This is a genomic window from Alicycliphilus denitrificans K601, from assembly GCF_000204645.1.
Taxonomy (GTDB): domain Bacteria; phylum Pseudomonadota; class Gammaproteobacteria; order Burkholderiales; family Burkholderiaceae_C; genus Alicycliphilus; species Alicycliphilus denitrificans.
In genome coordinates, this window is record NC_015422.1 from 868,840 (window position 1) to 883,059 (window position 14,220).

A 14,220-nucleotide genomic window follows, 5' to 3' on the forward strand; every position below is an offset into this window, starting at 1 on the left:
TCCTTTCCGCCATGACTGCAGACCAAATCAAAGACATCATCAGCGCCGCCATGGCCTGCGACTACATCACGCTCGAAGGCGACGGCCGCCACTGGTACGCCGTCATCGTTTCCGCCGAGTTCGAGGGCAAGCGCCCGATACAGCGCCACCAGCGCGTCTACGCTACGCTGGGCGACAAGATGCAGCGCGACGAGGTGCATGCGCTGTCGATGAAGACCTTCACCCCGGCCGAGTGGGCGGCGGCGCGGCAGCAGGCCTGATGCCCCCTATTTGATTAAAAGCCCATGGACAAACTACTGGTACGCGGCGGCCGCGCCCTGCGCGGCGAGGTCGTCATCTCCGGCGCCAAGAACGCGGCCCTGCCCGAGATGTGCGCCGCCCTGCTCACCGACGAGCCCGTGCACCTGATCAACGTGCCGCGCCTGCACGACGTGCGCACCATGCGCCGCCTGCTCGACAACATGGGCGTGAAGACCGAGACCCATGGCGAGCGCGGCGGCATGAGCTTCGTCGCGCCCGACGCACTCAGCCCCGAGGCGCCCTACGAGCTGGTCAAGACCATGCGCGCCTCGGTGCTGGCCCTGGGCCCGCTGCTGGCGCGCTTCGGCGAGGCCACGATCTCCCTGCCCGGTGGCTGCGCCATAGGCTCGCGCCCCGTGGACCAGCACATCAAGGGCCTGCAGGCCATGGGCGCCCACATCGTGGTCGAGCATGGCTACATGATCGCCAAGCTGCCCGCGGGCCAGCAGCGCCTGCGCGGCGCGCGCATCACCACCGACATGATCACCGTGACCGGCACCGAGAACCTGCTCATGGCCGCCACGCTGGCCGAGGGCGAGACGGTGCTGGAGAACGCCGCGCAGGAGCCCGAGGTGACCGACCTGGCCGAGATGCTCATCGCCATGGGCGCGCGCATCGAGGGCCACGGCACGAGCCGCATCCGCATCCAGGGTGTGGAGCGGCTGCACGGCTGCACGCATCAGGTGGTGGCCGACCGCATCGAGGCCGGCACCTTCCTGTGCGCCGTGGCGGCCGCGGGCGGCGAGGCCTTCCTGCGCCACGCGCGCGCAGACCACCTGGACGCGGTCATCGACAAGCTGCTGGAGGCCGGCGCGCGCGTGGCGGCCGAGGGCGACGGCATACGCATCAGCAGCCCCGGCGGCGCCGAGCTCAAGGCGCAGAGCTTCCGCACCACCGAATACCCGGGCTTTCCCACCGACATGCAGGCGCAGTTCATGGCGCTGAACGTGGTGGCGCAGGGAACGGCCATGGTGGCCGAGACGATCTTCGAGAACCGCTTCATGCACGTCAACGAACTGGCGCGCCTGGGCGCGCAGATCGCCATCGACGGCCGCGTGGCCACGGTGACGGGCGGCGCGCGGCTCTCGGGCGCCACCGTCATGGCCACCGACCTGCGCGCCTCGGCCAGCCTGGTGATCGCCGGCCTGATCGCCAGCGGCGAGACCCTGGTGGACCGCATCTACCACCTGGACCGCGGCTACGACGCCATGGAAGCCAAGCTGCGCGGCCTGGGCGCGGACATCGAAAGAATCCAATGACGCAGCAGATCACCCTGGCCCTGTCCAAGGGCCGAATCTTCGAGGAAACCCTGCCGCTGCTGGCTGCCGCCGGCATCGAGGTGCTGGAGGACCCCGAGAAGTCGCGCAAGCTCATCCTGCCCACCAGCCGCCCCGAGGTGCGCGTGGTGCTGGTGCGCGCCACCGACGTGCCCACCTACGTGCAGTACGGCGGCGCCGACCTGGGCGTGGCGGGCAAGGACTCGCTCATCGAGCATGGCGGCCAGGGGCTGTTTCGCCCGCTGGATCTGCAGATCGCCAAGTGCCGCGTGAGCGTGGCCGTGCGCGCGGGCTTCGACTACCGCGCGGCCGTCACCCAGGGCTCGCGCCTGAAGGTGGCCACCAAGTACACCAGCATCGCGCGCGACTTCTTCTCGGCCAAGGGCGTGCACGTGGACATGATCAAGCTCTACGGCAGCATGGAGCTGGCGCCGCTCACGGGCCTGGCCGACGCCATCGTGGACCTGGTCTCCACCGGCAATACGCTCAAGGCCAACAACTTGGTCGAGGTGGAGCAAATCATGGACATCAGCTCCCACCTCGTGGTGAACCAGGCGGCGCTGAAATTGAAGCAGGCGCCGCTCAAGCGCATCATCGACGCGTTCGCTTCCGCCGTTCCCCAGGGTTGATACTATGCAATTCGTAGCTGCTCCCGCCCGCCTGTCAACCGTTTCAGACGCTTTCGAGGCTGATTTCGCGGCCCGCCTGCACTGGTCGGCCGACCAGGACGCAGCCATCGAGGAACGCGTGGCCGCCATCCTGGCCGACGTGCAGCAGCGCGGCGACGCGGCCGTGCTCGACTACACCCGGCGCTTCGACGGCCTGCAGGCCGACGGCGTGGCCGCGCTGGAACTCACGCAGGCCGAACTCAAGGCCGCCTACGACGGCCTGCCCGATGCGCAGCGCCAGGCCTTGAGCGCCGCCGCCGCGCGCGTGCGCAGCTACCACGAGGCGCAGAAGAAAGCCTGCGGCGAGAGCTGGAGCTACCGCGACGAGGACGGCACCCTGCTGGGCCAGAAGGTCACGCCGCTCGACCGCGTGGGCATCTACGTGCCCGGCGGCAAGGCGGCCTACCCGAGCAGCGTGCTCATGAACGCCATCCCCGCCCACGTGGCCGGCGTGCCCGAGATCATCATGGTCGTGCCCACGCCCAGGGGCGAGAAGAACCCGCTGGTGCTGGCCGCCGCCTGCGTGGCCGGCGTCACGCGCGCCTTCACCATCGGCGGCGCGCAGGCCGTGGCCGCGCTGGCCCACGGCACGGCCACCATCCCGAAGGTGGACAAGATCACCGGCCCCGGCAACGCCTACGTGGCCAGCGCCAAGAAGCGCGTGTTCGGCCAGGTGGGCATCGACATGATCGCGGGCCCGAGCGAAATCCTGGTGCTGGCCGACGGCAGCACGCCGCCCGACTGGGTGGCCATGGACCTGTTCTCGCAGGCCGAGCACGACGAGCTCGCCCAGTCCATCCTGCTGTGCCCCGACGCCGCCTACATCGACGCAGTGCAGCGCGAGATCGACCGCCTGCTGCCCCAGATGCCGCGCGCCGAAATCATCGCCAGGAGCCTCACGGGCCGCGGCGCGCTGATCCACACGCGCAGCATGGAAGAGGCCTGCGAAATCTCCAACCGCATCGCGCCCGAGCACCTGGAAGTCTCCAGCCGCGACCCGCACAAGTGGGAGCCGCTGCTCAGGCACGCGGGTGCCATCTTCCTGGGCGCCTATACCAGCGAAAGCCTGGGCGACTACTGCGCCGGCCCCAACCACGTGCTGCCCACGAGCGGCACGGCGCGCTTCTCGTCGCCCCTGGGCGTGTACGACTTCCAGAAGCGCAGCAGCCTCATCGAGGTCAGCGAGCAGGGCGCCCAGGCGCTGGGCCGCATCGCCAGCGTGCTGGCGCACGGGGAAGGCCTGCAGGGGCATGCGCGCGCGGCGGAGATGCGGCTGAAGTAGGGGGGCTTCCCCGCAGCAACGCAAGGGCCATCCCGCGGGATGGCTTTTTTGTGCCCGCGCAAAGGCCGCGCAATCGACACGAATTTCGTGTTACACGAATTTCGTGTACCATCGGCGCCGTGAAGAACCTCACCATCACCGTCGAAGACAGCGTGCTCGAATGGGCGCGCGTGGAGGCAGCCCGGCGCGGCACCAGCGTCTCGCGCATGGTGGGCGACTTCATGGCCGAGATGATGCAGCGCGAGGACGCCTACGAGCGCGCCTATCTCGCCTGGCGCACGGACGAGCGCGGCTGGCAGGGGCCGGCCGCGGCTGATGCTCCTGAAATGCAAGCGCGCAGCGCAAGTCTGAAGCGCACTGGAGGCCAAAAACGTCCAAGGAACGGAGCCGCCGCATGAGCGCCATGGGGACGGTGTTCGTCGACACCTCCGTGCTGATCGCGGCGGAGGACGTGGCCGGCGGCGACCTCTACCGCGCCACGCTGGACTGGCTGGACGCGCTGTGGCGCATGCGCACGGGCCGCACCGGCAACCAGGCGCTCGTGGAGTTCTACGACCAGGTGACTACCGCGGCCACGCCCATGCCGCAGGGCGACGCGCGCGCCGCCATCCGCCGCTACCAGACCTGGGCGCCCTGGAAGACCGACGCCGCCACGCTGGAGACCGCCTGGGCCGTGCAGGCGCGCCACCAGCTTAACTTCGGCGACTGCCTGGCCGTGGCCTGTGCCCAGCACAGCGGCTGCAGCCACATGCTGAGCCTGCACCTGCCCCATGGCGCGGAATTCGGCGGCGTGACCGTGCTGCACCCGCTGCGGCAGCCGGCCCCCGCGCCGCAAGAAGGCGCCTGAGAAGGAAGAGAAGACCCATGACCGATGCCACCCCCCAATCCCTGGCCTTGCAGCGCATCCGGGCCGACGTGCGCGCCATGCACGCCTATGCAGTGCATGACGCCACCGGCTACCTGAAGATGGACGCAATGGAGAACCCCTTCGGCCTGCCGCCCGCGCTGCAGGCCGCGCTGGGCCAGCGCCTGGGGCAGCTCGCGCTCAACCGCTATCCGGGCACGCGCCAGAACGACCTGAAAGCCGCGCTGGCCGCCCATGCGCTCGCGCCCGAGGGCAGCGCGCTCATCCTGGGCAACGGCTCGGACGAGCTCATCGGCCTGGTGCAGCTGGCCTGCGCGCGCCGCGACGCCAGCGGCCCGGCCAAGGTGCTGGCGCCCGCGCCGGGCTTCGTGATGTACGCCATGTGCGCGCAGCAGCACGGCCTGCAGTACGTGGGCGTGGATCTGGACGGCGAGTTCCAGCTTCGCGAGCAGGCCATGCTGGATGCGATCGCCGAGCACCGCCCGGCCCTGACCTTCCTGGCCTATCCCAACAACCCCACGGCCACGCTGTGGGACGAGGCAGTGGTGCAGCGCATCGCCGATGCCGTGGCCGAAGTGGGCGGCATCGTGGTCATGGACGAGGCCTACCAGCCCTTCGCCAGCCGCAGCTGGATCGATCGCATGCGCGCCGAGCCCGCGCGCAACGGCCACGTGCTGCTGATGCGCACGCTCAGCAAGTTCGGCCTGGCCGGCGTGCGCCTGGGCTACATGATCGGCCCGGCCGCGCTGGTGCACGAGATCGACAAGCTGCGCCCGCCCTACAACGTGAGCGTGCTCAATTGCGAGGCGGCGCTGTTCGCGCTGGAGCACGCCGGCGTGTTCGCCGCCCAGGCGGCCGAGCTGCGCGCCGCGCGCACCGACCTGCTGGCCGCGCTGCGCGCCATGCCGGGCGTCGAGAAGGTGTGGGACAGCCAGGCCAACATGGTGCTGGTGCGCGTGGCGGATTCCGCCAGGGCGTACGAGGGCATGAAGGCGTGCAAGATCCTCGTCAAGAACGTTTCTACAATGCACCCATCGCTGGCCAACTGCCTGCGTCTGACGGTGGGCAGCCATGCCGACAACGCCCAGATGCTCGCGGCGCTCCAGGCATCCCTATGACTTCCTCCGCACTCGTCACTTCCTCCCCGGACCCCTGCGCCGACCGCACGGCCGAGGTCAGCCGCAACACCGCCGAGACGCGCATCAGCGTGCGCGTGAACCTCGACGGCACGGGCCAGGCCAGCCTGCACACGGGCATAGGCTTCTTCGACCACATGCTCGACCAGATCGCGCGCCACGGCCTGATCGACCTGGACGTGCGCTGCGACGGCGACCTGCACATCGACGGCCACCACACCGTGGAGGACGTGGGCATCACGCTGGGCCAGGCCTTCGCGCGCGCCGTGGGCGACAAGAAGGGCATACGCCGCTACGGCCATGCCTACGTGCCGCTCGACGAGGCGCTCTCGCGCGTGGTGGTCGATTTCTCGGGCCGCCCGGGTCTGCACCTGCACATCCCGTTCACGGCGGCCAGCATCGGCGGCTTCGACACGCAGCTCACCTACGAGTTCTTCCAGGGCTTCGTGAACCACGCGGGCGTGACGCTGCACATCGACAACCTCAAGGGCATCAACGCGCACCACCAGTGCGAAACAGTGTTCAAGGCCTTCGCGCGCGCGCTGCGCGCGGCGCTGGAACGCGACCCGCGCGCGGCGGGCGTGATCCCGTCCACCAAGGGGTCCCTGTAGATTTCAAGCCAAAAAGGCCTGTAACGCTTACCAGACAAGCGCAAGCAGCTATGAATAGTGAAGTAAAAACCGTCGTCGTCGTGGACTACGGCATGGGCAACCTGCGCTCCGTTTCGCAGGCCGTGCAGGCCGCGGCCGAGGGCAGCGGCTGGCGCGTGGCCGTCAGCGCCAGCCCCGAGCAGGTGCGCGCCGCCCAGCGCGTGGTGCTGCCGGGCCAGGGCGCCATGCCCGACTGCATGCGCGAGCTGCGCGAGTCCGGCCTGCTCGAACCCGTGCTGGAGGCCGCGGCCTCCAAGCCGCTGTTCGGCGTGTGCGTGGGCATGCAGATGCTGCTGGACCACAGCGCCGAGGGCGACACTCCCGGCCTGGGCCTGATTCCCGGCGAGGTGCTCAAGTTCGACCTGGCCGGCCGCACTCAGCCCGACGGCAGCCGCTACAAGGTGCCGCAGATGGGCTGGAACCGCGTGCGCCAGATACGCCATGCGGGCATCGTCCACCCGGTCTGGGCGGGCGTGCCCGACGACAGCTACTTCTACTTCGTGCACAGCTTCTACGCGCGTCCGGCCGACCCGGCGCACGTGGCGGGCGAGGCCGACTACGGCGTGCCCTTTGCCGCGGCCATCGCACGCGATAATATTTTCGCCACCCAGTTCCACCCGGAGAAGAGCGCCGAGCACGGGCTGGCGCTCTATCGCAACTTCCTGCACTGGAATCCCTGATTCTTCAACCCGGCTGGGCTGCTCGCCGCGCCCGATTCCTCTGACCACCATCATGTTGCTCATCCCCGCCATCGACCTCAAGGACGGCCATTGCGTTCGCCTCAAGCAAGGTGACATGGACCAATCGACCACCTTCGGCGAAGACCCCGCCGCCATGGCGCGCAAATGGGTCGATGCCGGCGCGCGTCGCCTGCACCTCGTGGACCTGAACGGTGCCTTCGCGGGCCAGCCCAAGAACAAGGCGGCCATCAAGGCCATCCTGGCCGAGGTGGGCTCGGACATCCCGGTGCAGCTAGGCGGCGGCATCCGCGACCTGGACACCATCGAGCGCTACATCGACGCGGGCCTGGAGTACGTCATCATCGGCACGGCGGCGGTGAAGAACCCGGGCTTCCTCAAGGACGCCTGCAGCGCCTTCGGCGGCCACATCATCGTGGGCCTCGATGCCAAGGACGGCAAGGTCGCCACCGACGGCTGGAGCAAGCTCACCGGCCACGAGGTGGTGGACCTGGCCAGGAAGTTCGAGGACTGGGGCGTCGAGTCCATCATCTACACCGACATCGGCCGCGACGGCATGCTCTCGGGCATCAACGTCGAGGCCACCGTGAAGCTCGCGCAGGCCCTCACCATCCCCGTGATCGCCTCGGGCGGCCTGGCCGGCATGGCCGACATCGAAAAGCTCTGCGAAGTCGAGGACGAGGGCGTGGAGGGCGTGATCTGCGGCCGCGCCATCTACTCGGGCGACCTGGACTTCGCCGCGGCCCAGGCGCGCGCCGACGAGCTGGCCGGCGCGTAGGAAAGCTCAGCAGCCGGGCAGGGCGCGGCCCTTGTTGATGGCGTCCGCCGTGCCCAGCATCTGCTCCCAATAGGCCGGAAGCGTGGCCCAGGGGTTGCCCGTGTTCGTGGGGTAGTCATAGTGCCGGTCCGTGGCGTAGACCAGGCCGGTGTTGCGCTGAGGCGTGTTGGCGGACCGCAGCACCTCCTGCATGGCGCCGCAATTCGCCGCGTCATGCACCAGCGCCGCCTGCGCGCCGTTGGCCAGGTTGTAGACCCACTTGTTTGCGGGCTGGGGGGTGACGCTGCGGTAATCGACGGCCTGGCCCTCGAAGCTCACAAGGGCATCGACCACGCTGGCGGAATCGGCGACCGGGTAGGTGCCAGGGTTGCCCACCACGCGCAACCGGGAGTCCAGGCCCTTGATGTACTGGTAGATCTCGCGGTAGAAGCCCAGCTGCTTGCTGGTCGCGTCCATCTCGTCGAGAAAGAAACCATCGACCTGCGTGCCGTAGATCTTGCGGTAGTTGTCGATGTTGCGCTGGATGTCGGCGACCGAGCGCGCTCCTGTGCCATAGCGGGTGTAGACGTAGCCCAGCACCTTTCCGCCGTTTTGCCGGAAGGCGGTGATGGCCGCCGTGAACAGGGGGTCTTCCTTCGTGAAGATGCCGTTGCTCGGGTTCAGGATGGCCGTGATGGGCACCGCCGGAAAACTCTGCGCGCCGCTGGCCAGCTTTTCCCAATCCGAACCGGGGCCCGCGCTGAAGTACGCCGGGACCAGCAGTTCCAGCGGCTGGGGCTGCGGGCGGATGTACAGCGTGCGCGTGGCGGCGCCGGCCTTGTCCTGCGTTGCCGCCGCGAGGGCCTGCAACTGCATCTCGCCGGCTTGCGCGGCGGTCAGGCTGGAGGTGGCCACCCCGCCGCGGGTCTGCGGCTGCACGGGCGCGAAGCTGGCGCTGGCCGGGCCGCTCAGGGTGATGGCCGTGCCGTCGGGTGCCGCCGCGCCGGCGATCTTGACGCTCAGCTGCAGTTGCACGGGAGTGTTGACGGTATGCACGTTGTCGGCTTCGGCGGGGGCGGTGAAGGCCACCTCGGCGCTGGATGCGGCGGGCGAAGAGCCGGAGTCGCTTCCCTGGCCCGATCCACCGCCGCAGCCGGTCAAGGCCGCGGCCAGGGTCAGCAGAGATGCGGCAAGGGAATGAGAGGGGCGCGAACGGAGATGCATGGGGTCTGGGAAGTACTTGCGGGACTGCAGCTGCGATTGTGCCCACAGCGCCGGTTCCCGAATCGCTCTATTGCAGCATGAAAGTCTGGTACTCCAGCCGATGCAGGCGCCGCGACAGCAGCAGCAGGCCTGTGGCCAGGGTCAGCAGGGTGGCCAGGGCGAAGCCGTAGCCATACAGGGCGGCGCCGAACGCCAGGGTCAGGCCCGTGAGCGCCACGTTGAGCAGCACGAACATGGCGCACAGCAGCAGCACGGTGCGCCGCTGGTCCAGGTAGAAGAACACGTTGAGCACGGCCATCAGGCCCACCTGCAGGCCGGCGCCGACCACCTGCACGTGCAGCAGCGGCAGGTACAGGCGCGAGATGCCCAGGGTGTCGAGCAGCCAGGGGCCGGCTACGAAGGTCACGAGCACGGCCAGGGTCTGGATCTTGGCGATCTCGCCCAGGCCCTGCTGGATGGCGTAGACCATCTCATCGCGCATGGCCTCTATGTATTCGAGCGAGCCGCCGCCGCGCACCGCGTCGTAGAACTTGTCGTAGTACTCGACGAAGTCGGTCTCTATGCGCACCAGGAACACCGCCATGCCGGGGATGATGGACAGGTAGGACAGGAACACCGGCAGGTCGTAGATCAGCGAGGCGCGCAGGTGGCCGATGATGGGCTGCGAGGTGGGCGGGAAGAACCAGAACATGAACTTGTCCGCCCAGATGCCCAGGTTGTAGAGGAGGCCCACCGCCACCAGCGACGGGTAGAGCTTGTCGGGCTGCAGGAAGTCAAAGGAGATCAGCTGCCGCGCGGGATGGAACTCCTTGACCACCAGCAGCCACATGCCCGCCAGCAGCACGAAGTGGCCGAGCACGAAGGCGCCCAGCAGCCCCTCCAGGCCCCAGGGGCGCAGCAGCAGGGCGCTGGCCACGATCAGCCCGTAGGCCAGGCCGAACAGGCCGACGATGGCCTTGTAGCGCTTCATGCCCGACAGCAGCACCGTGAGCACCCATACGCCGCTCATCAGCATGAAGCCCGCCAGCATGAGCAGCCGGTAGGCCAGGCCCAGGCCCGGCAGCACGATGAACAGCGCCAGCGTGGCCAGAACCCCAGCCCCCAGCAGCACGATCACCATCAGGCCGTGCAGGTTGGGCATGACCAGGTGCTTGTGCTTCTCGAACAGGCGGTCGGAGATGAAGCGGGTGAACGCGAGCTGCACCAGGCTGGTGTAGATCAGACTGCTGGCCACCAGGTAGGTGACCGAGGTCTGGAACTGCGTCACCAGGGTGGCCGGCACGACCACGCTGGCGCTGAAGATGCCGACGAGCAGGATGCCGACGATGGACAGCACCCAGGGCCCCGAGCCGATCACGCCCGCGTAGGCGTAGGCCTGCACCAGGCTCAGCAGGGTGTTCTTGCGCAGCATGTGGCGCAGTTCGAATCCAATGCCGGCCATCAGGCTGCTCCCGGGGTGCGTGCCAGGGCGTGTTCGTAGACCTGGCGGTAGCGGTCGAACATCAGGGTGTCGGTGTAGTAGCGCTCCACGCGGGCGATGGCCGCGCGGCTGGCGGCCTGCCAGGCGGCGGTGTCACCCAGCAGCTGCAGGGCGGCATCGGCCAACTGCTGCGGCTCGGCGATCGGCACCACCGCGCCAGAAGGCCCGAGCGCGCGGTCTTCCTCGTCGAGCCCTTCGAGGAGCTGGCGGCACGAGCCCACGTCGGTGGAAACGGCAGGCACGCCGGCCGCGTAGCCTTCGAGCAGCACCAGGGGCAGGGCTTCGCTGATGGAGGACAGCACCACCAGGCCGATGCGCGGCATCAGGTCCTCCACGCGCTGCATGCCGAGGAAGCGCACATGCTCCTGCAGGCCCAGGCTGCGCACCAGGTTACTGCATTCCTCGGCATAGGCCGGGTCTTCCTCGGCGGGGCCGGCGATCCAGCCCTGGGCGTCGGGGCGCTGGTTGACCACGCGGCGCATGGCGCGGATGAAGGTCTTGATGTCCTTGATGGGCACCACGCGCCCTATCAGGCACAGCACCGGCGGCGGCTCAAGCGGCCGCTGCGCGCGCAGCGGGGCGAAGCGTTCGAGCTTTATGCCGTTGGGGATGTTGGCGGTGCGCTCGGGCGCGGCGCCGTCCTGCACCTGGCGCAGCCGGTTGGCCTCGTACAGGGCCAGGATGGGATCGGCATGCGCGTAGCAGTAGCGCCCCAGCCACTCGAAGAAGTGGATCCACATCTGGCGGAAGTACGACAGCTCGGTCGGGTCGCGCTGGAAGATGTTGCGGTTGTCGCGTATCCACTCGCTCTTGAACAGGTCGATCTTGCGTTCCTTGGTGTAGATGCCGTGCTCCGACAGGATGAGCGGCACCCCGCGCGTCTGCGCCAGCAGCGCGCCCAGGAAGCCCGCGTAGCCGGTGGAGGCGCAGTGCACCGCGCGCACGGGGATCAGCTGCCGCGCCACGCGCGCCAGCAGCCACAGCGGCTGCAGCATGAGGCGCACGGTCCAGAAGAAATCGACGAACGAGGGGTCGGCGCAATGTGCGCGGTAGATGCCGCAGATGATGTCCCAGGCGCGCTTGCTGTAGAGGAAATCCCCGAGCTGCACGGATCCGCCGGGCATCATCTGCTGCGCCACTTCGCGGAATGCCTCCATGGCTCGGGGAGCCGCCGGGCCCTGGTCGAAGGCGTCCAGCAGGCGCTGCACCAGCGCCTGGCCCTGCGCGTCGCCCCTGCGCGCGGCCGGCTGCGGGTGCCAGTGGGCCTGCTCGTGCAGGAAATGCTCCTCGAAATGCACCACGTTGTCGGGCAGCGGGTACTTGAAGCCGCCGTAGTCCTCGCGCCGGCTGCCCAGGAAGACGATGGCGAAGCGGTACTCGGGGTAGGCGCGGATGATCTGGTTGATCCAGCTCGACACTCCGCCGCTCACGTAGGGGAACGTGCCCTCCAGCATCAGGGCGATGTCGGCCGACTGTGCCTTGGGGTGGTTCATGGCCGCTGGCTCCAGTAGTCGATTACGGGGCGCAGGCGCGGCAGCGCTCCCCATTGCCTGAGCTCGCGCATCAGCGCCTGCGCCTGCGCGTGGTCGCGCCGCTCGAAGGCCAGCTGCGCCAGGTAGGGCAGCACCCGGGTCGCGGGCAGGCCCAGGGCGCGGGCTTTGTCGTAGGCGTGTTCCGCTTCCTGGGTGCGGCCCAGCGCATGCAGCAGGCGCCCGCGGCGCAGGTGCATGGCGGCGTTGCCTTCCTGCCGCTGCAGCACCAACTGGCAGTAGCGCAGGGATTCCTGGATGGCGTGCGCGTGTAGGTCGCCCTGCACCAGCGCCTGGTACACCAGCTCCCAGTACAGGTCGGACAGGCGGTGCGCGCTTTGCAGCTGCTGGCTGCTGTCCGGGAGCGCGGCCTGCAGGGCGTCGAGCTCGCTGTCGATGGCGCGGTTGATGCGTTTCTCCAGGTTGTCGAGCATGCCGTAGGCCAGTAGGCGCAGGTCTTCGCTCGCGTCGCCGAGCACGCTGCGCAGGAGCGGCGAGGCCGTGCGCCCCGAGGCGTATTGCAGCGCGGCCATGGCGCGCATGCGCGCCTGTACCGGCACCTGGGCGTTGGTCAGGAACGAGTGCAGGCCGGCGTGGCGGAACTGGCTCTGCCGGCGCTGGTGCTGGTCGAATTCGGGCAGCTGCACCGCATCGAAGTCTTCCGGGAGCGACCTGCGGCGGTACAGGCGCAGGATGACGAAGGCCGCTATCACGCCCAGGAACCCCGCCACGGGCACGGCGTAGCTGCAGGCCGTCATGAGCAGCAGGGTGGCCCAGCGCGGCTTGGACAGGCGCGGCGGCAGCAGCGGCAGCAGCGACAGCGACAGCAGCACGCTGGCCGCGGCGTGCAACAGCAGATAGCTGGCCAGGGCCGCGTCCGAGCGCTCGGCCAGCAGCCATGCGCCGCTCCAGGCGCTGACCTCCAGCCCCAGTGCCGACAGGCCTAGCTTGAGGTTAAGCATGGGCGATGGCGTGCAGGCGCTGCACGGTGCGCACGGGCTGCGCGCTGTCGGGCTGCACCACGTGCGGGAAGATGCCGGCCTGGGCCAGCGATTGCTGGCTCTTGTGCTGCATCCAGCCCTCCAGGCGGTGGATGTAGCCCTCGGCCGTGGTGGCGTTGCCCAGCGGCATGAGCACGGCCAGCACCTGGCGTCCGGGCGCCTCGATCCGCCAGACCTCGTCGAGCTCGCGCTTGAGGCGCTCGATCTGCGGGGGCAGGTCCTGCTCCAGCGCGCGTTGCTGGAGCTCCAGGGCCACGACGATGCTGGGCACCTGGGTGCTTCTGTGGATGTGGGCCAGGCGCTGGAGCTCGAAGGCGAAGAGCGGCGGGCAGTCCGGGAACTGCTGCACGATGGGCTGGGCCAGCTGGCTCATGGACAGGCCGTCGGTGTAGTAGCCCAGCAGCAGCTGTATGGTCTGCAGGCTTTCCTCCTGCAGGGCGAAGAAGGGCATGTCCTGTACCACCAGCAGGCCGTACATGTCGCCCGCCAGATCGAGCAGCGGCGCAGCGACCAGGTAGCGCGTGTCCTGCTGCGCCGTCACGGCCTGGCTCACGTGGCACAGCTGGCCCGTTTGCAGGGCCTGGCGCACCAGCGGGTCGTCGGCGTGCAGTCCGTCGTAGGCGCCTATGCTGGCGCTGGGCCGGGCGGCGGCGTGCCCGTCGGACACCGCGTGCATGGCCGCGCACTCCAGCTGACAGTACTGCGACAGCAGCCGCAGCAGCGCCTGCGGGGCGAGGGCGTCGCCGCCGTCCTCGCTCCCGGCGTGGCGCAGCGCCGCGAGCGCGTCGCGCATGGACATGGGGCGGGCGATGAGTTCCTGCTCCAGGCGGTCGTGCGACAGGCGCAGCAGGTAATGCTGGCGCACCAGGTGCTCCAGGCGCTGGTCCAGGTACAGCTGCAGGGTCTCGGCGCGGCGCGTGCGCGCCTGCCAGAGGCTGGAGAACTCGCCCACCAGCATCACCAGGATCAAGCCCCCCAGGAAGTACAGCTGGGGGAAGTTGCCCCAGTGCCCCGCGTTGAGCCCCAGCCAGCAGGCCAGCAGCACGCTGGCGCCGCCCAGGCCCGCCATGGGGCCGTAGCGCAGGGCCAGCACCACGGGCGCCAGCCAGGGCCATGGGAATGTGGCCTGGATCTGCAGCGGGTCCTGTGGCGCCCAGGCCAGGCCCAGTGCGACGGCCAGCAGGGGCAGCAGCAGGGTCTCGCCCACGGTGACGGCGGGATGGGTGGCCGCGATGGCCAGCCTGCCCAGCAGATGCCTGGGCAGGCCCGTGCCTGGGAGCGCCCGTGGACGGGCGTTTTCACCGGCCGTCTGGCGGCGTGCGCCGGGGCTGTCGGAGGGTGTTGGCATGCGGC

15 protein-coding genes are annotated in these 14,220 nt (G+C 69.2%); 10 read left to right on the forward strand and 5 right to left on the reverse strand.

The genetic code is table 11. The features are described from left to right. The first annotated feature begins 11 nt into the window (after positions 1-11). From ALIDE2_RS04115 to hisA, 10 genes are all read left to right on the forward strand, one after another. Entirely contained in the window at positions 12-260 is a 249-nt protein-coding gene (locus ALIDE2_RS04115; protein ID WP_013517764.1) for a BolA family protein, read from the forward strand. 24 nt (positions 261-284) lie between these two features. Continuing rightward, positions 285-1,559, forward strand: coding sequence for a UDP-N-acetylglucosamine 1-carboxyvinyltransferase (gene murA, locus ALIDE2_RS04120; protein ID WP_013721468.1), 1,275 nt, complete (start codon positions 285-287; stop codon positions 1,557-1,559). After that, positions 1,556-2,206 carry an ATP phosphoribosyltransferase gene (gene hisG / locus ALIDE2_RS04125; RefSeq protein ID WP_013517766.1) on the forward strand — a complete coding sequence of 217 codons (651 nt, stop codon included), beginning with the start codon at positions 1,556-1,558 and terminating at the stop codon, positions 2,204-2,206. The genes murA and hisG overlap by 4 nt, the downstream gene beginning before the upstream one ends. 4 nt (positions 2,207-2,210) lie before the next feature. Next, positions 2,211-3,527 carry a histidinol dehydrogenase gene (gene hisD, locus ALIDE2_RS04130; RefSeq protein ID WP_013517767.1) on the forward strand — a complete coding sequence of 439 codons (1,317 nt, stop codon included), beginning with the start codon at positions 2,211-2,213 and terminating at the stop codon, positions 3,525-3,527. A gap of 119 nt (positions 3,528-3,646) precedes the next feature. Further along, on the forward strand, positions 3,647-3,925 hold the full coding sequence (locus tag ALIDE2_RS04135; protein ID WP_013517768.1) for a DUF6364 family protein: 279 nt from the start codon (positions 3,647-3,649) through the stop codon (positions 3,923-3,925). Further along, the gene (locus tag ALIDE2_RS04140; protein WP_013517769.1) at positions 3,922-4,374 is read left to right on the forward strand and encodes a PIN domain-containing protein; all 453 of its coding nucleotides are present in this window, start codon (positions 3,922-3,924) and stop codon (positions 4,372-4,374) included. The genes ALIDE2_RS04135 and ALIDE2_RS04140 overlap by 4 nt, the downstream gene beginning before the upstream one ends. 17 nt (positions 4,375-4,391) lie before the next feature. Further along, complete coding sequence (locus ALIDE2_RS04145; RefSeq protein WP_013721469.1) at positions 4,392-5,510, forward strand: pyridoxal phosphate-dependent aminotransferase; 1,119 nt, start codon at positions 4,392-4,394, stop codon at positions 5,508-5,510. After that, positions 5,507-6,139 (forward strand): imidazoleglycerol-phosphate dehydratase HisB, encoded by a 633-nt coding sequence (gene hisB / locus ALIDE2_RS04150; RefSeq protein ID WP_013517771.1) that lies wholly within the window; start codon positions 5,507-5,509, stop codon positions 6,137-6,139. Before ALIDE2_RS04145 ends, hisB begins: the two co-directional genes overlap by 4 nt. A gap of 50 nt (positions 6,140-6,189) precedes the next feature. After that, positions 6,190-6,858 (forward strand): imidazole glycerol phosphate synthase subunit HisH, encoded by a 669-nt coding sequence (gene hisH / locus ALIDE2_RS04155; RefSeq protein WP_013517772.1) that lies wholly within the window; start codon positions 6,190-6,192, stop codon positions 6,856-6,858. 52 nt (positions 6,859-6,910) lie between these two features. Next, the gene (gene hisA, locus ALIDE2_RS04160) at positions 6,911-7,654 is read left to right on the forward strand and encodes a 1-(5-phosphoribosyl)-5-[(5-phosphoribosylamino)methylideneamino]imidazole-4-carboxamide isomerase (RefSeq protein ID WP_013517773.1); all 744 of its coding nucleotides are present in this window, start codon (positions 6,911-6,913) and stop codon (positions 7,652-7,654) included. A gap of 6 nt (positions 7,655-7,660) precedes the next feature. Here hisA and ALIDE2_RS04165 read toward each other — a convergent pair whose 3' ends face one another. From ALIDE2_RS04165 to ALIDE2_RS04185, 5 genes are all read right to left on the reverse strand, one after another. Next, on the reverse strand, positions 7,661-8,857 hold the full coding sequence (locus ALIDE2_RS04165) for a spherulation-specific family 4 protein (protein ID WP_011804215.1): 1,197 nt from the start codon (positions 8,855-8,857) through the stop codon (positions 7,661-7,663). Between the two features lie 67 nt (positions 8,858-8,924). Next, entirely contained in the window at positions 8,925-10,298 is a 1,374-nt protein-coding gene (pelG, locus tag ALIDE2_RS04170; RefSeq protein WP_011804216.1) for an exopolysaccharide Pel transporter PelG, read from the reverse strand. After that, positions 10,298-11,830 (reverse strand): GT4 family glycosyltransferase PelF, encoded by a 1,533-nt coding sequence (gene pelF, locus ALIDE2_RS04175; protein ID WP_011804217.1) that lies wholly within the window; start codon positions 11,828-11,830, stop codon positions 10,298-10,300. Before pelF ends, pelG begins: the two co-directional genes overlap by 1 nt. Continuing rightward, entirely contained in the window at positions 11,827-12,828 is a 1,002-nt protein-coding gene (locus ALIDE2_RS04180; protein ID WP_011804218.1) for a tetratricopeptide repeat protein, read from the reverse strand. The genes pelF and ALIDE2_RS04180 overlap by 4 nt, the downstream gene beginning before the upstream one ends. After that, positions 12,821-14,215 carry a PelD GGDEF domain-containing protein gene (locus ALIDE2_RS04185; RefSeq protein WP_011804219.1) on the reverse strand — a complete coding sequence of 465 codons (1,395 nt, stop codon included), beginning with the start codon at positions 14,213-14,215 and terminating at the stop codon, positions 12,821-12,823. The genes ALIDE2_RS04180 and ALIDE2_RS04185 overlap by 8 nt, the downstream gene beginning before the upstream one ends. Positions 14,216-14,220 lie beyond the last annotated feature (5 nt).

Bases quoted from the DNA above. Each gene is read 5' to 3' on its own strand.
- ALIDE2_RS04115 (WP_013517764.1), top strand. From the start codon at position 12: ATGACTGCAGACCAAATCAAAGACATCATCAGCGCCGCCATGGCCTGC.
- murA (WP_013721468.1), top strand. From the start codon at position 285: ATGGACAAACTACTGGTACGCGGCGGCCGCGCCCTGCGCGGCGAGGTC.
- hisG (WP_013517766.1), top strand. From the start codon at position 1,556: ATGACGCAGCAGATCACCCTGGCCCTGTCCAAGGGCCGAATCTTCGAG.
- hisD (WP_013517767.1), top strand. From the start codon at position 2,211: ATGCAATTCGTAGCTGCTCCCGCCCGCCTGTCAACCGTTTCAGACGCT.
- ALIDE2_RS04140 (WP_013517769.1), top strand. From the start codon at position 3,922: ATGAGCGCCATGGGGACGGTGTTCGTCGACACCTCCGTGCTGATCGCG.
- ALIDE2_RS04145 (WP_013721469.1), top strand. From the start codon at position 4,392: ATGACCGATGCCACCCCCCAATCCCTGGCCTTGCAGCGCATCCGGGCC.
- hisB (WP_013517771.1), top strand. From the start codon at position 5,507: ATGACTTCCTCCGCACTCGTCACTTCCTCCCCGGACCCCTGCGCCGAC.
- hisH (WP_013517772.1), top strand. From the start codon at position 6,190: ATGAATAGTGAAGTAAAAACCGTCGTCGTCGTGGACTACGGCATGGGC.
- hisA (WP_013517773.1), top strand. From the start codon at position 6,911: ATGTTGCTCATCCCCGCCATCGACCTCAAGGACGGCCATTGCGTTCGC.
- ALIDE2_RS04165 (WP_011804215.1), bottom strand. From the start codon at position 8,857: ATGCATCTCCGTTCGCGCCCCTCTCATTCCCTTGCCGCATCTCTGCTG.
- pelG (WP_011804216.1), bottom strand. From the start codon at position 10,298: ATGGCCGGCATTGGATTCGAACTGCGCCACATGCTGCGCAAGAACACC.
- pelF (WP_011804217.1), bottom strand. From the start codon at position 11,830: ATGAACCACCCCAAGGCACAGTCGGCCGACATCGCCCTGATGCTGGAG.
- ALIDE2_RS04180 (WP_011804218.1), bottom strand. From the start codon at position 12,828: ATGCTTAACCTCAAGCTAGGCCTGTCGGCACTGGGGCTGGAGGTCAGC.
- ALIDE2_RS04185 (WP_011804219.1), bottom strand. From the start codon at position 14,215: ATGCCAACACCCTCCGACAGCCCCGGCGCACGCCGCCAGACGGCCGGT.